Origin of the sequence: Flavobacterium frigidimaris (genome assembly GCF_002217275.1) — a bacterium.
Classification (GTDB): Bacteria; Bacteroidota; Bacteroidia; order Flavobacteriales; family Flavobacteriaceae; genus Flavobacterium; species Flavobacterium aquidurense.
In genome coordinates this window covers 24074-45306 of the sequence record NZ_MUGV01000013.1, presented here as the reverse complement: position 1 = coordinate 45306, position 21233 = coordinate 24074, and the positions used below count along the sequence as shown (strand labels likewise).

General features: G+C 33.2%; 18 protein-coding genes. 12 read left to right on the top strand and 6 right to left on the bottom strand.

What is annotated here, in order from left to right; translation table 11 throughout:
* Positions 1-15: 15 nt before the first annotated feature.
* Complete coding sequence (locus tag B0A65_RS06600) at positions 16-2712, bottom strand: putative LPS assembly protein LptD (protein WP_074659217.1); 2697 nt, start codon at positions 2710-2712, stop codon at positions 16-18.
* An 82-nt stretch (positions 2713-2794) separates the two neighbouring features.
* Here B0A65_RS06600 and B0A65_RS06595 point away from each other — a divergent pair, with 82 nt between their 5' ends.
* From B0A65_RS06595 to B0A65_RS06565, 8 genes are all read left to right on the top strand, one after another.
* Positions 2795-3916, top strand: a complete 1122-nt coding sequence (locus tag B0A65_RS06595; protein ID WP_074659216.1) for an N-acetylmuramoyl-L-alanine amidase family protein — start codon at positions 2795-2797, stop codon at positions 3914-3916.
* Positions 3917-3966: 50 nt separating this feature from the next.
* Entirely contained in the window at positions 3967-4932 is a 966-nt protein-coding gene (locus B0A65_RS06590) for an MlaD family protein (protein ID WP_074658455.1), read from the top strand.
* A gap of 5 nt (positions 4933-4937) precedes the next feature.
* Positions 4938-6275 (top strand): (Fe-S)-binding protein, encoded by a 1338-nt coding sequence (locus B0A65_RS06585; protein WP_074658453.1) that lies wholly within the window; start codon positions 4938-4940, stop codon positions 6273-6275.
* 129 nt (positions 6276-6404) lie between these two features.
* A complete protein-coding gene (locus B0A65_RS06580; protein WP_056194314.1) occupies positions 6405-7196 on the top strand; it encodes a (Fe-S)-binding protein in 792 nt (263 codons plus the stop codon).
* 95 nt (positions 7197-7291) lie between these two features.
* Positions 7292-7774: an ABC transporter ATPase gene (locus B0A65_RS06575; protein ID WP_074658451.1), complete on the top strand. Its 483-nt coding sequence runs from the start codon at positions 7292-7294 to the stop codon at positions 7772-7774.
* 230 nt (positions 7775-8004) lie between these two features.
* The gene (locus B0A65_RS23610; RefSeq protein ID WP_262490019.1) at positions 8005-8133 is read left to right on the top strand and encodes a hypothetical protein; all 129 of its coding nucleotides are present in this window, start codon (positions 8005-8007) and stop codon (positions 8131-8133) included.
* A gap of 192 nt (positions 8134-8325) precedes the next feature.
* Positions 8326-9462 (top strand): N-acetyl-alpha-D-glucosaminyl L-malate synthase BshA, encoded by a 1137-nt coding sequence (gene bshA, locus B0A65_RS06570; RefSeq protein ID WP_074658449.1) that lies wholly within the window; start codon positions 8326-8328, stop codon positions 9460-9462.
* 26 nt (positions 9463-9488) lie between these two features.
* Entirely contained in the window at positions 9489-9911 is a 423-nt protein-coding gene (locus B0A65_RS06565; protein WP_074658447.1) for a protease complex subunit PrcB family protein, read from the top strand.
* A gap of 108 nt (positions 9912-10019) precedes the next feature.
* Here the strand turns inward: B0A65_RS06565 and B0A65_RS06560 are convergent, their stop codons facing one another.
* Both B0A65_RS06560 and B0A65_RS06555 read right to left on the bottom strand, forming a co-directional pair.
* Positions 10020-10517 (bottom strand): hypothetical protein, encoded by a 498-nt coding sequence (locus tag B0A65_RS06560; RefSeq protein ID WP_074658445.1) that lies wholly within the window; start codon positions 10515-10517, stop codon positions 10020-10022.
* Positions 10518-10679: 162 nt separating this feature from the next.
* A complete protein-coding gene (locus B0A65_RS06555) occupies positions 10680-11507 on the bottom strand; it encodes a UDP-2,3-diacylglucosamine diphosphatase (protein ID WP_074658443.1) in 828 nt (275 codons plus the stop codon).
* A 188-nt stretch (positions 11508-11695) separates the two neighbouring features.
* Here B0A65_RS06555 and aroC point away from each other — a divergent pair, with 188 nt between their 5' ends.
* The 3 genes from aroC to B0A65_RS06540 all read left to right on the top strand — a co-directional run bounded on the left by aroC (position 11696) and on the right by B0A65_RS06540 (position 16415).
* Positions 11696-12754, top strand: a complete 1059-nt coding sequence (gene aroC / locus B0A65_RS06550) for a chorismate synthase (RefSeq protein WP_074658441.1) — start codon at positions 11696-11698, stop codon at positions 12752-12754.
* Between the two features lie 53 nt (positions 12755-12807).
* Positions 12808-14091 carry a dicarboxylate/amino acid:cation symporter gene (locus B0A65_RS06545; protein WP_074658439.1) on the top strand — a complete coding sequence of 428 codons (1284 nt, stop codon included), beginning with the start codon at positions 12808-12810 and terminating at the stop codon, positions 14089-14091.
* 137 nt (positions 14092-14228) lie between these two features.
* Complete coding sequence (locus tag B0A65_RS06540; RefSeq protein WP_074658437.1) at positions 14229-16415, top strand: response regulator; 2187 nt, start codon at positions 14229-14231, stop codon at positions 16413-16415.
* On the opposite strand, the gene B0A65_RS06535 is transcribed toward B0A65_RS06540, so the two are convergent.
* A complete protein-coding gene (locus tag B0A65_RS06535; protein ID WP_074658435.1) occupies positions 16412-17662 on the bottom strand; it encodes a DEAD/DEAH box helicase in 1251 nt (416 codons plus the stop codon). The genes B0A65_RS06540 and B0A65_RS06535 overlap by 4 nt on opposite strands.
* Positions 17663-17797: 135 nt before the next feature.
* Entirely contained in the window at positions 17798-18835 is a 1038-nt protein-coding gene (locus tag B0A65_RS06530; protein WP_074658433.1) for a formimidoylglutamase, read from the bottom strand.
* 98 nt (positions 18836-18933) lie between these two features.
* Here B0A65_RS06530 and B0A65_RS06525 point away from each other — a divergent pair, with 98 nt between their 5' ends.
* Positions 18934-19812, top strand: a complete 879-nt coding sequence (locus tag B0A65_RS06525) for a hypothetical protein (RefSeq protein WP_074658431.1) — start codon at positions 18934-18936, stop codon at positions 19810-19812.
* 86 nt (positions 19813-19898) lie between these two features.
* On the opposite strand, the gene hutI is transcribed toward B0A65_RS06525, so the two are convergent.
* Entirely contained in the window at positions 19899-21137 is a 1239-nt protein-coding gene (hutI, locus tag B0A65_RS06520; protein WP_074658430.1) for an imidazolonepropionase, read from the bottom strand.
* Positions 21138-21233 lie beyond the last annotated feature (96 nt).

Here is a 21233-nt window from a genome sequence, read left to right as displayed (position 1 = left end):
TTAATCGAATGTGAATTATCGGTTTGAAGTACTTCGTTTATTCCATTTAATGTCACTAAGAACTCCGGATTTAATTCCGATAAAGAAGTTCCAGTTAGAATTAGGTCCAAGTGGAGTCCAGTTGAAAGCCATTCTCCAGCTTAATAAATCTCTTTCAAAACGAAATTGTGTAAAAGTAACCCCTTTTTGAACGAAATCGTAACCGGTAGAAACCCCGCCTTTCCATTTAGGTGTAATATCCATATTGATAGAAACCATGATAGAATTCCCTGTTATTTTGCTTTCTCTATTAACGTTCGAATAAGTTAATGAATAAGCCATTGTCATATCCCAAGGGATTTTCGAATTAAAAAATTCGGTTATAACATCTTCGCCATCATCTTTTTCTTTTGCAAACTGACTGTTACGACTATCATTTAAGTCTGTATTGGTACCAAATAAATCATCTTTACGACCACCATTCCGCTCGCTTTGTTTATTTTCTTCTTTTACTCCTTTATTTGAAAAAGAGTAGTTTAAGGTTAAATTAGCACTTGTCATTCTGAATAAACTACCTCCATTGTCAATATTGTAGACGTTCATTCTCTTTCCTGAATTGTCAATTGCATAAGGGTCTAAAGTGGCACCAAAATTAACATTCATTTTATTGTCAAGAAGTTGTGTTCCTCCACTTACAAGCACAGGTTGCCACGCCAGGATATCTTTACCGTCAGCATTAAAATTATAGCTGGTGCTAAAATTTAAGTTGTTTAACAGCATTATTTTTTTAGGTTCTGTTTTTGTGCTGTCACGATCTCTCACTTTAGCTTCAAAAGTATTACTTAAGGCAAGGCCTACTATGTTTGAATTTTCTTTGCTAGGAGCTCCATAAACACTTCCGTCGAAGCGCGAGTATGAGTTTGATACTCTTCCTGAAGCATCGACATAATAATTATCGTAATATTTTTCGAAACTAGGAGTGTAGGCATAGGTAATAGAGGGTCTCATGACGTGACGAATAGATTGAATCTTTTTATCATCACCAAAATTAAAAGTACCGTAAATTGTAGTTCCTAAATTAGTACTGAAATTATAAGTTCTATAAGTATCAAAACCATTTACTGTTTGTGTCACGACTTCATTTTTACTTGAATCGTAATTTTTTTCTATCGTTTTGGTAACCCAGGTTTCCTGATAATTTGTAGATGCTCCGGCACTAAAATATTTAAATATCTTAAAATTTGTACTAATTGGAATAGATTGTTGTAGTCCAATTTGTGCGTCTCTAAACATTTGAGGTTTAAAGAATAAAGAATCGGTTGTTACAAATTTATTTTGTCCGGTCACATTGTACTGTAAGTTGATGTTTTTGATAAAACCTTTTTTCACACCATCTTTACCAACAAAAGGATAAACGCGATCAATGCTACCTTGTAAAGATGGTAATGTCATTTGAATTTCTTCTGTTTGTGTATTTTGTGAGTGTGTCGCCGTAAGTGCAATACGCGCTCCCGGTATTGTATTAAAAGTTTTATTATAAGAAATAGAGGAACTTAAAGTATTGTTCAGATTTGAACCAACATTTGCCTGATTAATAGATTGTTTAAAGTATTTACTACTACCCATATTCACCGAAGCAGAAAAGCTGGAGTTGGGGTTTGATTTGGTGTCTTTAGAGTGTGACCACTGAATATTATAAATATTTTGCTTCGAATAATCAGGATAACCTCTTTCGCTATTGATTAAATTCTCAAAACGAACATTTAAATTTCCCCGATAGTTATATCTTTTGGCGTATGCAGATTCAAAACGCATGGCGTAACTTCCATTGGTATAATAATCTCCTAAAACGGTAAGGTCATAATTATCACTTAAAGCAAAATAATAACCACCATTTTGCAGAGAGAATCCTCTCGTATTGGAGTCGTTATAACTTGGTATAATGATTCCTGATACACTCTTTTCCTGACTCATTGGGAAATAAGCAAAAGGTAAGGCAAGAGGAGTAGGTACATCGGCAATAACCATGTTGGTCAGGCCTGTTACTACTTTTTTTCCCGGAATAAATTTTACTTTATTGGTCTGAAAATAATATTCAGGATTATCGATATCTGCTGAAGTGGTAAAGCGTGCGCCTTTCAGGAAATAAACAGAATCATTTTCTTTTTTAGTAACTGCAGCCTTAATTTTAAATTCGCCTTGTTCTGTTCTTGAATTGTATATTAAGGCTTTTTTTGTTTTGAAATTAAAACGGATAGAGTCTGGCTGAACTTCACTTCCACCTTGCTTAAAATTTGGAAATTGTGTTAAGACACCTGCCGAATCTTTTATTCTTCCGGCATACACTTCGTCTTTTTCATAATTTAAAACAATGATACCTGACTTTAGCTCAACATCTTTATAGTATAATTCAGCTTCGTTATAAAGGGTGATTGTTTTGTTTTTCTGATCGATTTTCGCATAATCTTTGGCCCTGTACTTTACTTTTCCGTCAAGAAAAGTCTTTTTAGGTTTAACAGTATCCAGTTTTATTGTATCAACTACAGTTTTTACAGGCTTATCTGTTTGTTTTACAGCAGGTAATGCGTTTTTTTTTGATTTTATCTCTTGCGAGTATAATTTACCACATCCTAGTGTTAGGAAAAATGATAATAAAACGATATTAAATAAGTTTGTATGCAAAGGTTTAAATGCTATTTTTGTAAAAGTATGGCTTGTTTTTTGACATGTCAAACTTACATATAATTTTTTGTCAAAAATAATCAATTGCAAAAATTATAGCAGTTGCATTTTATTAAAATTAACTTTTAGATTTATGAATATATTTAACAAAACTAGGCTAATATTTAGTTTTTTTCTAACTATAATTTCATTTTGCGCATATAGTCAGGCAAATGTTTTTAAGGTTACACTTGATGCCGGACACGGTGATCATGACTTTGGTGCCGTATATAGCGGAAGAATCGAAAAAAATATTGCATTGGCCATTGTGTTAAAAGTTGGGAAAATATTAGAAGATAGCCCAAACGTTAATGTTATTTATACCCGTAAAAGTGATGTTTTTATCGATTTGGTCGAAAGAGCGAACATTGCTAACAGAGCAAACTCAAATATTTTTGTTTCTATACACTGTAATGCGAACAAGAATACAGCCGCAGACGGAACAGAAACCTATGTAATGGGTTTAAGTAAAGTAGCATCGAATCTTGAAGCTGCGAAAAAAGAGAACTCGGTAATTACGTTAGAGAAAGATTATAAACGTAAATATGAAGGTTACGATCCAAATTCTCCTGAGTCAATGATTGGAATGACTTTAATGCAGGAAGAATATTTAGATAATAGTATTGCATTAGCCAGTAAAATTGAAGATAATTTTGATAGATTAGGAAAAAAACTTCGCCAGGGTGGAGTGAAACAGGCGCCTTTTATGGTACTTCATAAAGCGTATATGCCTAGAGTTTTGGTTGAAACCGGTTTTGTATCTAATCCAACAGAAGGTAATATTTTAAATTCGGAAGAAGGACAGAATGATATTGCCAAAGCAATTGCCGAAGCCATTTTGAGTTACAAAAGAGAGTATTTTGGCTCTGGCGCTCCTGAAATAATGGATGCCAGACCAGCAAAAGATACTGCTAAACCAAAAACGGTTATTGCTGCTCCTGCATCAAACAAAAATGCAACAAAAGGCACTTTTTTTAAAGTACAATTGATAGCAAGTATCAAGAAAACACCATTGGAGCCTAAAAATTTTAAAGGACTTAAAAATGTAACAATGCTGTACGAAAACAATATTTATAAATATTTCTATCAGGAAACTTCAGATTACGAAGCAGCACAAAAATATTTGCAAGAAGCTAAAAGTAAAGGATATGGAGCATCATTTTTAGTTGCTACTAAAGATGGAGAGAAAATCAGTATTCAGGACGCGACTAAATAATAGCCACAAGTTCGAATATTTATATTAATTTTGTACAAACACTTAGAATTTTGAAACTAACAAGAGAAATTAAAACGGCTATTTTAGTCATCGCGTCAATTTTATTATTTATTTGGGGCTACAGCTTTTTAAAAGGCAAAGACCTTTTTACAAATTATAAAACATTATATGTTGAATATGATAATGTGGAAGATCTGGCTCAGTCTGCACCCGTAACTTTAAACGGACTTGCAATTGGTAAGGTAACTAAGATTACAATCAACGACAATACTGGTAAATTATTAGTAGAACTACAGTTGAAAACTGATTTTCCAATTTCTAAAACAAGTAAGGCATCTTTATATTCGCCAAGTTTAATTGGTGGAAAACAGATTAAGATTATACCAAATCTTGCTGACAAAGAACTTGCAGTTGATGGTCAGACCCTGGCTCCAGCTGTTGAATTAGGTTTAACCGAGTCTTTAGGAGGTAAAATTGAGCCAATTCAGCAAAAGTTAAATCTGATGCTTGAAAATATTAATACTCTGGTTGCCGGATTAAATAATGTTCTGGACAAAAAGGGACAGGAAGATCTTAAAAAATCGCTGGCCGAATTAAGTCAGACGATGGAGCAATTTCATAAAGCGTCAGGAAGTATCAATTCTATATTAGATACCAATAAAGCACAGATTAACGGAGCAGTTACGAACTTCAATAAGATGTCGAGTAACTTTAATAAAATCTCAGATTCGTTACATAAAGCTGATTTAGGAAAAACAGTTAGAAACCTAAACCAAACTTTAGCAAAACTTGATGGTATTATGACAAACCTGAATTCAGGAAAAGGTACGGCGGGTAAATTGCTGAATGACGATGCTTTGTATAATAATCTGGCTAAAACTTCAAAAGAGCTTGAATTATTATTGCAGGATGTTCGCTTATATCCGACACGTTATGTGAATGTTTCTCTTTTTGGAAAGAAAAACAAACCATATGTTGCACCTACAGAAGATGCCAATACAACTGACAAAAAATAATTAGAATGAGTTATTTAGATAATATTTTATTCGCTATACTTCTGATAGCTGGTTTTGGTTTTTTTGCTTCAAGCATAAAGAAAATCATTAGAAACATAAATTTAGGAGTTGATGTAGATCGAAAAGACAATCCAAAAGCACGTTGGAAAAACATGGCTATGATTGCTCTTGGACAATCTAAAATGGTGAAACGACCTGTAGCAGGTGCATTGCATATTGTGGTATATGTTGGATTTATTATCATAAATATAGAATTACTTGAAATTATTATTGATGGATTATTTGGAACTCATAGAGTTTTTGCGCCTTATTTGGGTGTAGTTTATGATGTTTTAATTGCTTCATTTGAAATATTAGCAATATTGGTAATCTTTGCTGTTACCGTTTTCTGGATCAGAAGAAATGTGATCCGTTTAAAACGTTTTATTAATCCGGATTTAAATGGATTTCCTAAAAGTGATGCGAATTACATATTGTATTTCGAGACCGTTTTGATGTTTTTATTTTTATTCATGGATGCTGCTGATTTGCATTTGCAGAATGTTCCAGGAGGATTTTCGCATTTTCACAGAGCAGGAAGTTTTCCAATAAGTCAATTTATTGCGCCACTATTTAACGGAATGTCAAATGAGTTGGTTGCCCTATTGTTCGAAACTTTTTGGTGGTTACATATTGCGGGTATTTTGGTTTTTATGAACTATTTATATTTCTCAAAACATTTGCATATTCTTTTGGCTTTCCCAAATACCTATTTTGCCAACTTGAAACCAGAAGGGCAATTTGATAATTTAGAATCAGTTACAAAAGAAGTGAAGTTAATGATGGATCCAAATGCTGATCCGTTTGCTGCAGCTCCGGTTGATGAAAATGCAGCTCCGAGTAAATTTGGTGCGAGCGACGTTCAGGATTTAAACTGGGTTCAATTGTTAAACGCTTACACTTGTACAGAATGCGGACGTTGTACATCATCTTGTCCTGCCAATCAAACAGGTAAGAAATTGTCTCCTCGTAAAATTATGATGGATACAAGAGATCGTTTACAAGAAGTAGGAAAAAATATTGATGCCAATAAAGGGGTTTTTGTTCCGGACAATAAAACATTATTGAACGATTATATTACACCAGAAGAATTGTGGGCTTGTACCTCTTGCAACGCTTGTGTTGAAGAATGTCCGGTAAACATCAGTCCGTTGTCTATTATTATGGATATGCGTCGTTATTTGGTGATGGAACAAAGTGCTGCTCCAATGTCACTGAATGCTATGATGACGAATATTGAAAACAATGGAGCACCATGGCAATACAGTCAACAAGACAGATTGAACTGGAAAAACGAGAATTAAAATTAAGGTTTAATTGGTTATTGACTTAACCGCTTAAGCGAATAAAATATTTGAGGTTTTTAGTAGGGTTATAGTAGAGAGAGTGCGATTAACCAATGTAACGATTAACCGATTTAACAACAAAAGAAGATGTCAGAAAGTTTAGTAGTGCCAACAATGGCTGAAATGTTAGCCGAAGGAAAACAACCAGAAGTTTTATTTTGGGTAGGTTGCGCAGGAAGTTTTGATGATAGAGCAAAAAAAATTACCAAAGCATTTGTGCGTATTTTAAATCGTACTAATGTTTCATTTGCAGTTTTAGGTACAGAAGAGAGTTGTACCGGAGATCCTGCAAAACGTGCTGGAAATGAGTTTTTGTTTCAGATGCAGGCCATGATGAATATCGAGGTTTTAAATGCATATGAAGCTAAAAAGATAGTTACAGCTTGTCCGCATTGTTTTAATACTTTAAAAAATGAATATCCTGAATTAGGAGGTCAATATGATGTAATTCATCATACTGAGTTTTTGAAGTCATTAATTGATGAAGGAAGACTGACTGTGGAAGGTGGTCAGTTTAAAGGAAAAAAAATCACTTTTCACGATCCTTGTTATTTAGGAAGAGCAAATAAAGTATACGAAGCGCCAAGAGATTTAATTCAGAAACTGGATGTTGAATTGGTCGAAATGAAACGTTCTAAAGCAAACGGATTATGTTGTGGAGCTGGTGGAGCGCAAATGTTTAAAGATGCTGAGCCAGGAAACAAAGAAGTGAATGTTTTACGTACTGAAGACGCCTTAGAAGTACAACCGGATATCATTGCAGCGGGTTGTCCATTCTGTAACACTATGTTAACTGATGGTATTAAACATCAGGAGAAAGAAGGACAGGTTAAAGTTATGGATATTGCGGAGTTGATTGCTAATGCACAAGATTTATAACTAAGGTTCTGAGGTACTAAGATTCTAAGGTTCTAAGTTATCTAACTTGAAACTATCCAGTAATCTAAAATCAACAATCTAAAATCTAAAATTAAATGTATATACCTTTTGAAGATTTACCTGGTGAATCCCGAGTTTGGATTTATCAATCAAACAGAAAATTTTCTGAGGAAGAGTTTTCTGAAATTGAAACTGACCTAAAAGCTTTTGTAGAAGAATGGGCAGCGCATGGAACAAGCTTAGAAGCGTCATATTTATTGAAATACAACCGATTTATTATTTTGGCTGTAAATCAGGATGTACAGGCAGCTACAGGATGTTCAATTGATAGTTCTGTAGAATTTATACAGAGTTTGGAGAAAAAGTACAGCGTTGATTTGTTAGATAAAATGAACGTGACTTTTAAAAACGGCGAGCATATTGCTCACAAGACATTAATTGATTTCAAGAAAATGGTTAAAGATAAATCGGTTTCTGAGAATACGATTGTTTTTAATAATTTGGTAAACAATATCGAAGAATTTAATGAATCCTGGGAAGTTCCTGCGGCTGATAGCTGGCATAGCAGATTTTTCTAAGAGAAATTTATAATATATTTGAAAGGCATGAAATTTAGATTTTATGCCTTTTTTTGTTTAGTAAGTTCAATTGTTTCAAGTTTCAGGTTTCAGGTTTGCCAAAGTTTGTCGTTCCTCGGAATGTCAGGATTGCGGAAATCTTTGTCAAAGTTTTAACCTTTGACAAAGATGGATTACGATTAACCCGCCAGGTTTTTATCCCGTGACTTCGGGAAGAAAAAAAAGTTCTTATGAAAACTAAAACCTCTAATTTAGCCCCGATGGGAGCGGTATCTCCCGATTTAGAAAAACAAGGCTTTTTAGCCGTAGTTTTTGTTAATTGGGAATATAGCGGACAGCGGGACGAGTGGTTCTTTTGAAAATGAAATTTCTGCTCCTGATAAAAATTACAGCAGAAAATTTCTGTTCGTAATTCAGTATCTCTGTACATAAAATATCCTATAATCTAAAACACTAATAATCTGATGTTTCTAAGATTCACAAAAATGTAACATTTTAAATACGGGAATAAACGTGATTTTTGAGTACTTTCGTAGTACTAAATTTAATACATGAAAATAGCAATAGTTTGTTATCCGACATTTGGTGGTAGTGGGGTTGTAGCCACAGAATTAGGCCTCGAATTAGCCAGACGCGGACACGAAATCCACTTTATTACCTACAGTCAGCCGGTTAGACTGGCACTTTTAAATCCTAATGTTCATTATCACGAAGTAAACGTTCCTGAATATCCTCTTTTCCATTATCAGCCTTATGAATTGGCTTTATCAAGCAAATTGGTCGATATGGTGAAATTATATAAAATAGAAGTGCTTCATGTGCATTATGCAATTCCACACGCGTATGCGGGTTATATGGCAAAGCAAATGCTGAAAAATGAAGGAATTAATCTTCCGATGATTACAACGCTTCACGGAACAGATATTACGCTGGTAGGAAATCATCCTTTTTATAAACCTGCCGTAACTTTTAGTATCAATAAATCAGATTATGTGACTTCGGTTTCTCAGAGTTTGAAAGATGATACGTTGAAATTATTCAAGATCAAGAACAAAATAAGGGTAATTCCGAATTTTATTGAGCTGGATAAAGTAAAAACGGATCCAACAGCTCCTTGTCATCGTTATGTGATGGCGAAGGAAAATGAGCGTATTATTACTCATATTAGTAACTTTAGAAAGGTAAAACGTATTCCGGATATTATTAAGATTTTCTATAATATTCAGAAAGTGATGCCGGCTAAATTAATGATGGTTGGTGATGGTCCTGAAAAAGAAAAAGCGGAAGTTTTATGTATGGAATTGGGAATTTACGACAAAGTAATTTTCTTTGGGAATAGTAATGAGATTGATAAAATTTTATGTTTGACCGATTTGTTTTTACTTCCATCTGAAACAGAAAGTTTTGGCTTGGCAGCTTTAGAAGCAATGGCATGTGGTGTTCCGGTAATTTCAAGTAATTCAGGAGGTTTGCCTGAAGTTAATTTTGAAGGTGTTTCAGGATATTTGAGCAATGTAGGAAACGTGGAAGAAATGGCTGCGAATGCAATTAAAATTTTAGAAAGCGATGAAATTTTAAATCAATTTAAGGCGAATGCTTTAGAAGTAGCGAAGAAATTCGATATCAAAAATATATTGCCTAAATACGAAGCACTTTATCAGAGAGCAATTGATGATTATAAAGAGTAGAAACATTAATTTTAAAATAAACGTAAATGAAAAAAGTAATTTCGGTTGTAGCAGTTTTTGTTTTAATTTCTTGTGGAGCAAAAAAAACATCAGAGTCAAAAGCATTATATGAGGTTTTGACAACACAATCTGACGGTGGTGGAAATATCAAATTTTATGAGATCTTGACAGAACCAAATGAGATTAAAATGTTAGAAACTGATCCACTGTTGGCTGACAAAATGAAACAAACCGATATTAGTAATTCTAACTATGTTATTTTAAATATGGGAGAGAAAAACACTGGTGGTTATTCTATTGGAGTTGAAAAAGTGGAAGAAACGGATAAAAATGTCATTATCACTGTAAAAGAAAATAGTCCTGCTCCTGATGCTATGACAATGCAGGTAATTACCTATCCTTATACGGTTGTGAAAATACACTCCAAAAAAGAGATAATTATTAAATAAGTTATTAGGGCTTCGGCCTGATAAGCATTTTCTCAAAATGAAAGCAAAAAAAAACCTGTCGTAATTAAAGCGACAGGTTTTCTTTTACAATTATTTTTTAATTTTATTTTAGAATTTGAATTTGATTCCTAAACCAACATCAAATCCAAAGTTGTCATCATCATAATATCCTGAACCAATTTCTGGTCTTGCATCTAATGATAATAAAATTGGCACTTCTTTAAAGCCATATTCAATACCAATATCTCCTGCAGCAAAAACGTAAGTCCCGCTATCATTGTATTTAACATTGTTGTTGTAGTAATCGTGATCCCATGCTGCGATACCACCACCAACACCAGCGTACCAGTTAAAACCTCCGTCGATGTTCCAAACCCATTGGTAAAGAGCAACTCCTTTAATGGCGTCAACATCACTGCTGTTTCTCCATCCTAAATCGAACTCAAGTCTGTTTTTTTGATTTAATCCTCTTTGGTACGATACTTCTCCACCAAAACCATTATTATCTCCTAAACGTAATCCAAGAGCATTTTTTGCGATGTCTTGTGCTTGAGCCGTGAACGCTAAACCTAATAGCATAATGGCAGATAAAATAACTTTTTTCATAAAAATGTGAATATTAATTTTTTTCAAATGTATAATTACAGTTCACTATTGAACGTATAATATTCCTGAAAATTGTTATATAATTCACATTTTGACTGTTTCTAAATTATGGTTTTTGCAGTAAAATGCCAGAAAATTGGTAAGGTATTGATACTTACTGTTTTATTTTTTAATAATCATTGAAGTGATTAACTGAGAAGTTAAAATGTCTTCCATTTCGAATAAATTTTCTTCTTCTTCAGTCAAATTTGACTCTGAGTAAGAAAATAATTTCCATCGTTTTTTATGATATTCCAGTGCCGTTAAATTTTCTACCCAATCCCCGGAGTTCAGATATAAAGTTGATCCGTGTTTGTTTTCTATGGTAGTAATTTTAGGTTCATGAATGTGACCGCAAATTACATAATCGTAATTTTTTTCGATTGCGAGATCGGTTGCTGTAGTTTCAAAATCAGAAATGAATTTTACTGCTTTTTTTACGCTTGCCTTTATTCTTTTGGAAAACGAATAAGGTTCGCGGCCTAATTTAGCCAGACACCAGTTTGCAAATCGATTGCTCAGGATTAAATAATCGTATCCTAATCCTCCTAATTTTGCAATCCATTTGGAATGTTGTACAGAAGCATCAAATACATCTCCATGAAAAATCCAGGCTTTTTTACCATCCAAATCTAAAACTAATTTATCAAGAAGGGCAAAATTACCCATGTTCATGTCGCTGAATTTACGAAGAATTTCATCATGATTTCCAGTGATATAATACACTTTTGTACCTTTAGAAGCCATTCCGATGATGCGTTGAATGACTCTTAAATGTGTTTTTGGGAAATAAGATTTTCTAAATTGCCAGGCATCAATAATGTCTCCGTTTAAGACTAAAGTTTTTGGTTTAATGCTTGATAAATAGTTGTTTAATTCTTTGGCGTGGCTTCCGTACGTTCCTAAGTGAACATCTGAAAGCACAACTAACTCGACATTTCTTTTTTTCAATTTTTCTTGATTTGAAGTTTAGCAAATAAAAGAAACCTAAGTCGGTTTTATTTTATCAAATGGTTATCAATTTGGCTTCAATTTTAATAAATTATGATTTTTAATCAACTTAGTCTTTACTTAATAATACCAACTTTAAATTTTTTAATTTAATTCATAAAACTTACATTTGCTCAAAACAAATTACAATGGCAGGAAATAGCTACGGCACCCTATATAAAGTTACAACATTTGGAGAATCTCATGGTGAAGCTTTAGGCGGAATTATAGATGGATGTCCATCAGGAATTGAACTTGATTTAGAAGCAATTGAAGTTGAAATGTCCCGAAGAAAACCAGGACAATCAGCAATTGTAACCCAAAGAAAAGAACCAGATGCAGTTCAGTTTTTATCTGGAATTTTTGAAGGAAAAACAACAGGAACTCCAATTGGTTTTATTATCCCGAATACCAATCAAAAATCAGACGATTACTCCCATATAAAAGACAATTACAGACCAAGTCACGCTGATTATGTGTATGATCAAAAATATGGTTTTCGTGATTATCGCGGAGGCGGAAGAAGTTCTGCACGTGAGACTGCAAGTAGAGTAGTAGCTGGTGCCATTGCAAAACAAATGTTACCAGAGATTAAAATTAATGCTTACGTTTCTTCGGTAGGTCCAATTCATTTAGATACACCTTATCAGGATTTGGATTTTTCTAAAATTGAAAGCAATCCTGTTCGTTGTCCTGATGAAAAATCGGCTGCGATTATGGAAGAATATATTCGTGACATTCGTAAACAAGGTGATACTGTTGGAGGAATTGTTTCATGTGTAATTCAGAATGTTCCGGTTGGTTTAGGGGAGCCGGTTTTTGATAAATTGCATGCTGAACTTGGAAAAGCAATGCTTTCTATCAATGCTGTAAAAGGATTTGAATACGGAAGTGGTTTTTCAGGATCAGAAATGAAAGGAAGCGAACACAATGATTTATATAATTCTGACGGAACTACAAAAACAAATCTTTCTGGCGGAATTCAGGGCGGAATAAGTAACGGAATGGATATTTATTTCAGAGTAGCTTTCAAACCTGTTGCGACTATCATGCAAACACAAGACTCATTAGATAATAAAGGAAATATTACACCAATGACTGGTAAAGGTCGTCATGATCCTTGTGTAGTACCTCGCGCCGTGCCAATTGTTGAAGCAATGGCAGCGATTGTTTTGGCTGATTTTTACCTGATCAACAAAACATATTAATAAAAGGTAAGACAGTGAGGGTCTTACTATTTTAATTTTAAACAAACAGATTAATGCAACAAGTTACAGAAACCAAAAAAAAATCATTTCTTTCAGGATTAACAGGGCAGATTATAATTGCTATGGTTCTTGGAGCAACTTTAGGAATTATATTGCACAATTATATTTCACCTGAAGCTGCACAATCATTTAGTGATAAAATAAAAATGCTCGCCGCTATTTTTATCCGACTAGTACAAATGATAATTTCGCCTTTAGTGTTTACCACTTTAGTTGTTGGAATTGCCAAACTAGGAGATATAAAAACAGTTGGAAGAATTGGAGGTAAAGCGATTGCATGGTTTTTTACAGCTTCATTTATATCATTACTAATCGGGTTATTTTATGTAAATATTCTGGAACCGGGAGTAGGTTTGAAATTAGGTCATGTTGATATGGCAGCAGCTACAGAAGTAACTGCAAAAACCAAAACACTTTCTTTTGAAAATTTTGTAGAACATATTGTTCCAAAAAGTATTTTTGAAGCTATGGCAACCAATGAGATCTTGCAGATTGTAATTTTCTCTATCTTTTTTGGATTAGCTGCTGCATCATTAGGAAGTACTGTAAAACCAGTAATTAATGCTTTGGATAAAGCTTCGCATATCGTTTTAAAAATGGTAAATTATGTAATGAACTTTGCTCCAATTGGAGTTTTTGGTGCTATTGCAGGAGTATTTGCTATTAGAGATGCTGAAGAATTAATATTGACTTACTTTAAATTTTTCGGATCGTTTTTGATTGGAATAAGTACATTATGGATTATTTTAATTGCAGTGGGTTATATTTTCTTAAAAGGAAGAATGACGGAATTATTAAGACGTATAGTAGGACCATTAGCAATTGCTTTTGGAACAACAAGTAGTGAAGCTGTTTTTCCAAAATTAACAGAGGAGCTAGAAGAATTTGGCGTTAAAGATAAGATTGTGTCTTTTATGTTGCCACTCGGATATTCGTTTAATCTGGATGGGAGTATGATGTATATGACTTTTGCCAGCATTTTTATTGCGCAATTTTATGGTGTTCATTTATCTTTAGGAACTCAAATGGCAATGCTTTTGGTTTTAATGCTAACTAGTAAGGGTATTGCAGGTGTTCCAAGGGCTAGTCTGGTAGTAGTTGCGGCAACATGTGGTATGTTTGATATTCCGGTTGAAGGTATTGCATTAATTTTGCCTATTGACCACTTTTGTGATATGTTTAGAAGCGCTACAAATGTTCTGGGAAATGCGCTTGCGACTTCTGTTGTTGGACAATGGGAAAGCAATAAAGAATTAGCTGCTAATCAGGAAGAATAAGTTAAAGGTTTATTTATCCATTTCGTTGATTTAGATAAGATTAAAGAGATAAGAGAAAAATAAGGAAAGCTGTATTTTTAAGAGAAATACAGCTTTTTTTTATTTTTAAGTGTATATTTGAGAAAATTAGCCGACTTATGCCCCGTACGCGGATTTTTTTTCTTCTTTTATTGCTTCTGAATTGCTTCGTCAATTCAGCTAATGCGCAGTCGGAAGTCATTTCAGATGCCAAGATTAACAAGCTGGTTCAACAGGCTTGGGATGATTTTAAAGAATCAAACTTCGAAAAATCGCTAATCACTTCAAGAGTAGCTTTAAACTATGCTACAGCCTCAAAAAACAACTATTTAATTGCAAAGTCTTATAAGATTATTGCTGGTAATTACAGCGAATTGTCAGAGTTTGATAAAGCTATTTTCTTTTATAATAAAAGCTTAAACTATGCAAATAAAACGAATAACGATTCTATAAAATATAGTCTTCATAATAATCTTGGGAATATTTATTGTTTCGAAAAGAAACAATTTGATAAGGGAATAGCATTTTATAAAAAATCAATTGCTTATAGTTTAAAGATTAACGACATAAGTCAGGTGTATTTTACAAATGTTAATATTGCCTGGGCTTATTTTGATATTGGGAAATTTAAAGAGGGATATCCTTACTTGAAATTTGTTGGTAACAACATTGAAAAATATGGCGATGCATCTACAGAGATTGTCGTTAATATGCTTAATGGAATGTATTCAAGTTATTTTAATCATAATGATACAGCAAATGCTTATTTTTTATCGGCTATTGCCGCTGGCAAAAATAGTGATGAGAAGTCAGACTTGTCATATGCGCATCTTGAATATTCAAAGTTCTTAACTAAGATAAATAAATTTAAAGAAGCTTATGAAAACCTGACTAAATACAATCAAATTACAGAAGAATTATACAATCAGGAAAAACTAAAAAAAGCTTCAATCGCTGGTTTTAATCTCGAATTAGACGAATATAAAAGACAGATTGACAAAATTGAAAATGAAAAAATTTCGCAATACCAGAGTCTTAAAAAATCCAGGATTATCGTAATTCTTTTCGTTTTGATCTCTCTTATTCTGCTTTTTTTGATTATTACCCTTATTAAAAATATTAGATTTAAAAAACAGCATAATTTAGAGCTTCTAAAAGCCAAAGAAATTGCAGAAGAAGCTTCTTTGCTTAAGACACAGTTTATTTCAACTATAAGTCATGAATTGCGTACTCCTTTGTATGGTGTGGTTGGTATAACAAATATGTTATTAGAAGAACATAAAGAATTATCTCAAAGTCAGCATTTGAGTTCTTTAAAATTTTCTGCACGTTATTTATTGTCTTTAGTGAATGATATTTTGCAGATAAATAAAATCGAGGAAAATAAAGTGATACTTGAAAATCTGACATTTAATATTTCAGATGAAATAACAATGATTAAAAACTCATTATCGTTTCTTTCTCAAAAAAACAACAATAAAATCAAGGTTGATATTGATCCCTGTATTCCTGAATATCTGATTGGGGATAAATTACGATTGGCACAAATACTTATGAATTTAGTAAGTAATGCGCTTAAATTCACGAAAGATGGTGAGGTCGAAATTATTGTTAAGCTTAATAAAGTGGAGAATAAATTTAATTTTTTAGAGTTTCATATTATAGACAATGGAGTTGGAATTGCCATTGTAGATCAGGGGAAAATTTTTGAAAAATTTGTTCAGGTTGGAAGAAAAGAAGAGGATTATCAAGGCACGGGATTGGGTTTAAGTATTGTAAAAAGACTTTTAGGGCTCTTTGGAAGTACAATTACGCTGGAAAGTGATATTGGTGCCGGAACATCGTTTTCATTTGTAATTCCGTTTGAGCATGATCCTCAAAAAACAAAAAAGATTATTAATGAAATAGAGGTAGATTTAACCTCTAGTGAGGTTTATAAAATTTTAATTGTTGAAGATAATCTTATCAATCAATTGGTTACGAAAAAGATAATCGAAAAGAATAATTATGTATGCAAAGTAGTAGATGATGGTTTTGGTGCGCTCGACATTATTGAAAAAGAAGATTTTGACTTAATCTTAATGGATATTAATATGCCCTTGATGAACGGATTTGAAACCACAAAAAGAATTCGGTTAAAAGGTATAAAAACACCTATAGTGGCATTAACTGCTTTTGATAAGGATGAAATAACAGACGAGGCAATTTCGTCAGGAATAAACGATATTATAGTGAAGCCGTTTGAACCGATTAAGCTGTTTAAAATTATCAGTTACTTAATACAAGAAGCAAAAAACGCTGGTTAATACCAACGTTTTTTATTTTGCTTAGAAGCATTTGATTTTCTTGATTTATGAGCGCCTCCGCTTCGGTTTGAATTTTTAGGTTTTTCAGCCGTTGCTTCCGGGCTTCCTGAATGCCATGGATAAGGATGATCTGTAATTGTCTTTACATCTACTTTTATCAGTTTTTGAATGTCTTTCCAATAGGGTTCTTCATCTTTACCACAAAATGAGATCGCAATTCCGCCGTTTCCTGCACGTCCTGTTCTACCAATTCGGTGCACATACGTTTCAGGGATATTAGGTAAATCAAAGTTGATTACATAAGGTAATTGATCAATATCGATTCCTCTTGCTGCAATATCTGTGGCAACCAAAACACCAACTTCTTTATTTTTAAAGGCATCCAGAACACGTTGTCTTGCATTTTGTGATTTATCACCGTGAATCGCTTCAGCAGGAATATCTTTTTTACGAAGTGCTTTTACAACATTATCTGCTCCATGTTTGGTTCTTGAAAAAACCAATACATTGGATAGATTTTCGTTTTTTATTAAATGATATAATAAATTTCTTTTTTCTGTTTTTTCAACAAAATAAACACGTTGCTCTACTGTTTCGGCAGTTGATGAAACTGGAGAAACTTCTACTTTTGCAGGATCCTGCAAGAACATTTCGGCCAATTCACGAATCGCAATAGGCATTGTTGCAGAGAATAATAAAGTCTGACGATTTTTAGGCGTTAATTTTACGATTTTTTTTACATCGTTTATAAAACCCATATCTAACATCTGATCTGCTTCGTCTAAAACCAAAGTATGTAAATGGTCTAAATCAAGAAATCCTTGTTTTTGTAAATCTAACAATCTTCCTGGCGTCGCTACCAAAATATCAACACCTTGCTTTAAGGTATCGACTTGCGGGTTTTGTGAAACTCCACCAAAAATAGTCAACTGTGTTAAATTAGTGTACTTAGCATAAGTATCAAAACTTTGTCCAATCTGAACTGCTAATTCACGTGTTGGTGTAACTATAAGAGCACGAATTTGTTTGGCTTTTTTTGTTGAACCTACAATTCGATGTAACTGATGTATGATTGGAATCGCAAATGCCGCTGTTTTTCCTGTACCTGTTTGCGCACAACCAATTAAATCCCTTCCCGATAAAACGATCGGAATAGATTGTTCCTGAATAGGTGTGGGGTTTAGGTAGCCTTCTTCAAATACGGCTTTTTGTATACTTTTTGAAAGTGATAAATCTTCGAATAACATATCTTAGGTATTAAGATTTTAGTTTAAAGTACTAAAATTCTGTGCAAAGATAGGTTTATTCAGCCAATCGTTTATTTGAATTGGGGTTTATTTAGGAATTGAACTTATATTTAGGTAGTAAATTATTAGATAGGATTAAATTTTTTCGTTGTTTGCCTTAATGAAATCGGTTATTAAATAACCAATTAGTTTTCCTATTAAATTGTTATTTGGAGAATCGGCTAAGTCTGGTGCACCTTCACAAATATGCAAATAGGTAGCATTTTTATGTTGTCCGAAGAAAGATACAAACTGGCGTAATTCTTCTACAGAAAAACCACTTATGGTCATAGCACTACTGGCGATATTTGGAATGGCATCCAAATCAATTTCAATACCAAAAGAATCATTTTTGAGGAACTCTAAGGCCATAATCATTTCCTTGTTGAATTCTTTTTCTTTTCGAATATTTACACTGTCGTATGTGTTATAACGAACGCGATCTTCTAGTTTTTTAATTATGTCGAGAACACTTTTTGAAGTGTAATTTTCATGCAGCCCAAAAATGAAATATTTTTTAAGAAAACCTTCTTCATAAGCATAAGAAAACCCATTTCCGCTGTGACGTCCTTCCAGAATTCTAAAATCAGAATGCGCGTCAAAATTAATAGCATTAATAGGTTTGCCTTTGGCTAAAGCCGAACCTTTTATATTTCCGTAAGCATTATTGTGGCCTCCGCCAATGATAATGGGTATTTTTCCAGCTTTTACAATGGTGAAAATAATATGAGATACTTCTTTGTCAATTTTTTCAACTAACTGACTTAATTTAGACCGGTCGTCGATGTCATTAAAATCAAGATTTTCAACATCGCGCATTTCATCGGCAACATTTATTTGACCTAAAATGATGATTTGGCTGCCTTTGCAAAAACGATTATGCTGAATATTAGCAATACTTTTTATAGCAGATTGCCATGCCGATGCAGCTCCGGGTCTACCGTAATTTGCACGCACACCAATATCTTCAGGAATTCCCAAAAGCACGTATTTAGCCTCACTTTCTTTTAGGAAAGCAATCTTATCAGCACCTTTCGGAATGACAATCATCTTCTCTCCAAACTTTATTTCGCCACTTCGGTGATTTGTGACTTTTGCTAAATCATTAACAGTAAAAGGAATTAATTTCTCCATAAAAAAAAATTATTGTCCAAAAATAATATAATTGTATTAACTTACGTTATTAGGATATATTAATTCTTAAATTTGTTTTTAAAGAAAATTATTTAAATATGGAAAACCCAAAGAACAACAACTCAAGTCTAAAAGCGGTAATCGCAGTTTTAGCAGTCCTACTTATTGGTAGCTTAGTGTATATTTTTAAATTGTCTTCTGATACAGAGGTAGTTAAGACAGAGCTTACAACCACCATGACAGAGAAAGAATCTGTTATGAAAGATTTACAAGAATTGAAAGCAACTTATGATGCTGCTATTGCTGAAAACACATCAATGTCTGATGAGTTAATTCAGGAAAGAGATAAAGTAGTAGCATTGATGGACGATTTGAATAAATCTAAAGGAGATGTATCTAAATACAGATCTCAGGTTCAGGCAATGCAAGGTAAAATGAAAACTCTAGTAGCTGAAAACGACGAATTGAAAAAACAAAATGGTGTTTTGACAGTTCAGAGAGATAGCACTATTGTGGTTTTAGGTGAATCAAAAAAATATAATGAAGTATTAGTTGGTCAAAACGAAGAATTAGCTAAAACTGTTGAAAAAGGTTCTAAATTATCAGTTTTAAATACTAAAACTATTGCTTACAAAGTAAAAGGTTCTGGTAAACAAGTTGAAACAGATAAAGCAAGCCGTGCTGATGTTTTAAAAGTTAGTTTTACAATTGCTGAAAATTCTATCGCTAAATCGGGAGATAAAAGCTATTATGTACAAGTTATTGATAGTAAAAACAATGTTTTAGGAGACAAAAAAACAGAAACTTTTGGAGACAATACTTTAACTTACAGTTTTAAAACTGTTGTAAAATATGAAAATAAAACAGTACAGGTTTCTGAAGATTTAATTGGTAAAGATTTCGAAAAAGGAACTTATTTTATCAATGTTTTTGACAATGATGAATTAGTTTCTAAAACTAGTTTCTCTTTAAGATAAGACATCCAACGGGATAATAATGCCACTAAAATATTAAAGGTCTGTGAAGTTTTTCACAGACCTTTTTTTTTTGTGCTATTTTTTTCTTAGTTTAAAACTTGACCTTCCAGAAAAACGCTTTCAATAAGATTACTTCCAAATGCATATGGAATTTGATAATAGGATGAAATTGGCTTGGTTAAAATTAAGTTTGCCTTTTTTCCTTTTGTGATGCTTCCGTGCGTTTCTGAAAGTCCCATTGCATAAGCCCCGTTTATTGTTGCTGCATTTATAGCTTCTTCAGGAGTCATTTTCATTTTAATACAAGCTGTTGCAACGACAAAGTTCATATTTCCTGATGGAGTAGAGCCGGGGTTGAAATCTGTGGCTAATGCTAAAGGAAGTCCTGCTTTTATTATTTCACGGGCAGGAGTGTACGGAATGCTTAAAAAATAAGAACAGGATGGTAATGCTACAGGCATCGTTTCAGTGTCTTTCAAAGCTTCAATGTCTTCCGGGTTCATTATTTCGAGATGATCGACAGAAAGGGCTTTAAATTTGATTCCGGACTGAATTCCTCCAATTGAATTGAATTGATTTACGTGAATTTTTGGTTTTAAGCCGAATTGAATTCCGGCTTCCATAATTTTTTCCGTTTCTTCAACAGAAAAATAACCTGTTTCACAAAATACATCAATGTAATCGGCTAATTTATTTTGAGCAATTTCCGGAAGCATTTTTGTTATAATTTCATCAATATAACCTTGCTTATTTTCTTTAAAATGAATCGGAAAGGCGTGAGCTCCTAAAAAAGTAGCCTTAATGGCGATTGGATAATTTTCTGCCAGTTTTTTAATAACACGCAACATTTTTAATTCACCATCAACAGTGAGTCCATAACCTGACTTTATCTCAACAGCTCCGGTTCCTAAATGCATCACTTCTTCTAAGCGAACTTTAGATTGCTCGTAAATTTCTTCTTCAGAAGTTTCGTTGAGTTTTTTAGCCGAGTTTAAAATTCCACCACCACGATTCGCAATTTCTTCATAGGTAAAACCATTGATTCTGTCGACAAATTCCTGTTCGCGATTTCCCGCGTATACAATATGCGTATGACTGTCGCACCAGGAAGGTAAAACAATACGGCCAGTTGCATCAATAGTTTTTTCAGCTTTGATTGCAGGAAGATTATCCATCGATCCAAAATCTTCAATCAAATTGTCTTTTAAGATTAAAAAGGCATTTTTAATAGTGGGAAGAATTGCCATCTCGGCTCCTGAAACTTTAGAAATTGAAGTTTCACGAACCTGAAGCAATTCTTTTATGTTGGTTATTAGAGTAATCATGAGTTATTAGTATTAAAAATAAAAACACAAATTTCACCAATTGTCACTAATTAAATTCGTGAAATCTGTGAAATTTGTGTTTAATATTGGAATTTA

Coding starts and splice junctions, on each gene's coding strand:
- B0A65_RS06595 (WP_074659216.1), top strand. CDS start 2,795: ATGAATATATTTAACAAAACTAGGCTAATATTTAGTTTTTTTCTAACT.
- B0A65_RS06585 (WP_074658453.1), top strand. CDS start 4,938: ATGAGTTATTTAGATAATATTTTATTCGCTATACTTCTGATAGCTGGT.
- B0A65_RS06580 (WP_056194314.1), top strand. CDS start 6,405: ATGTCAGAAAGTTTAGTAGTGCCAACAATGGCTGAAATGTTAGCCGAA.
- B0A65_RS06575 (WP_074658451.1), top strand. CDS start 7,292: ATGTATATACCTTTTGAAGATTTACCTGGTGAATCCCGAGTTTGGATT.
- B0A65_RS23610 (WP_262490019.1), top strand. CDS start 8,005: ATGAAAACTAAAACCTCTAATTTAGCCCCGATGGGAGCGGTATCTCCC.
- bshA (WP_074658449.1), top strand. CDS start 8,326: ATGAAAATAGCAATAGTTTGTTATCCGACATTTGGTGGTAGTGGGGTT.
- B0A65_RS06565 (WP_074658447.1), top strand. CDS start 9,489: ATGAAAAAAGTAATTTCGGTTGTAGCAGTTTTTGTTTTAATTTCTTGT.
- B0A65_RS06560 (WP_074658445.1), bottom strand. CDS start 10,517: ATGAAAAAAGTTATTTTATCTGCCATTATGCTATTAGGTTTAGCGTTC.
- aroC (WP_074658441.1), top strand. CDS start 11,696: ATGGCAGGAAATAGCTACGGCACCCTATATAAAGTTACAACATTTGGA.
- B0A65_RS06545 (WP_074658439.1), top strand. CDS start 12,808: ATGCAACAAGTTACAGAAACCAAAAAAAAATCATTTCTTTCAGGATTA.
- B0A65_RS06540 (WP_074658437.1), top strand. CDS start 14,229: ATGCCCCGTACGCGGATTTTTTTTCTTCTTTTATTGCTTCTGAATTGC.
- B0A65_RS06535 (WP_074658435.1), bottom strand. CDS start 17,662: ATGTTATTCGAAGATTTATCACTTTCAAAAAGTATACAAAAAGCCGTA.
- B0A65_RS06530 (WP_074658433.1), bottom strand. CDS start 18,835: ATGGAGAAATTAATTCCTTTTACTGTTAATGATTTAGCAAAAGTCACA.
- B0A65_RS06525 (WP_074658431.1), top strand. CDS start 18,934: ATGGAAAACCCAAAGAACAACAACTCAAGTCTAAAAGCGGTAATCGCA.
- hutI (WP_074658430.1), bottom strand. CDS start 21,137: ATGATTACTCTAATAACCAACATAAAAGAATTGCTTCAGGTTCGTGAA.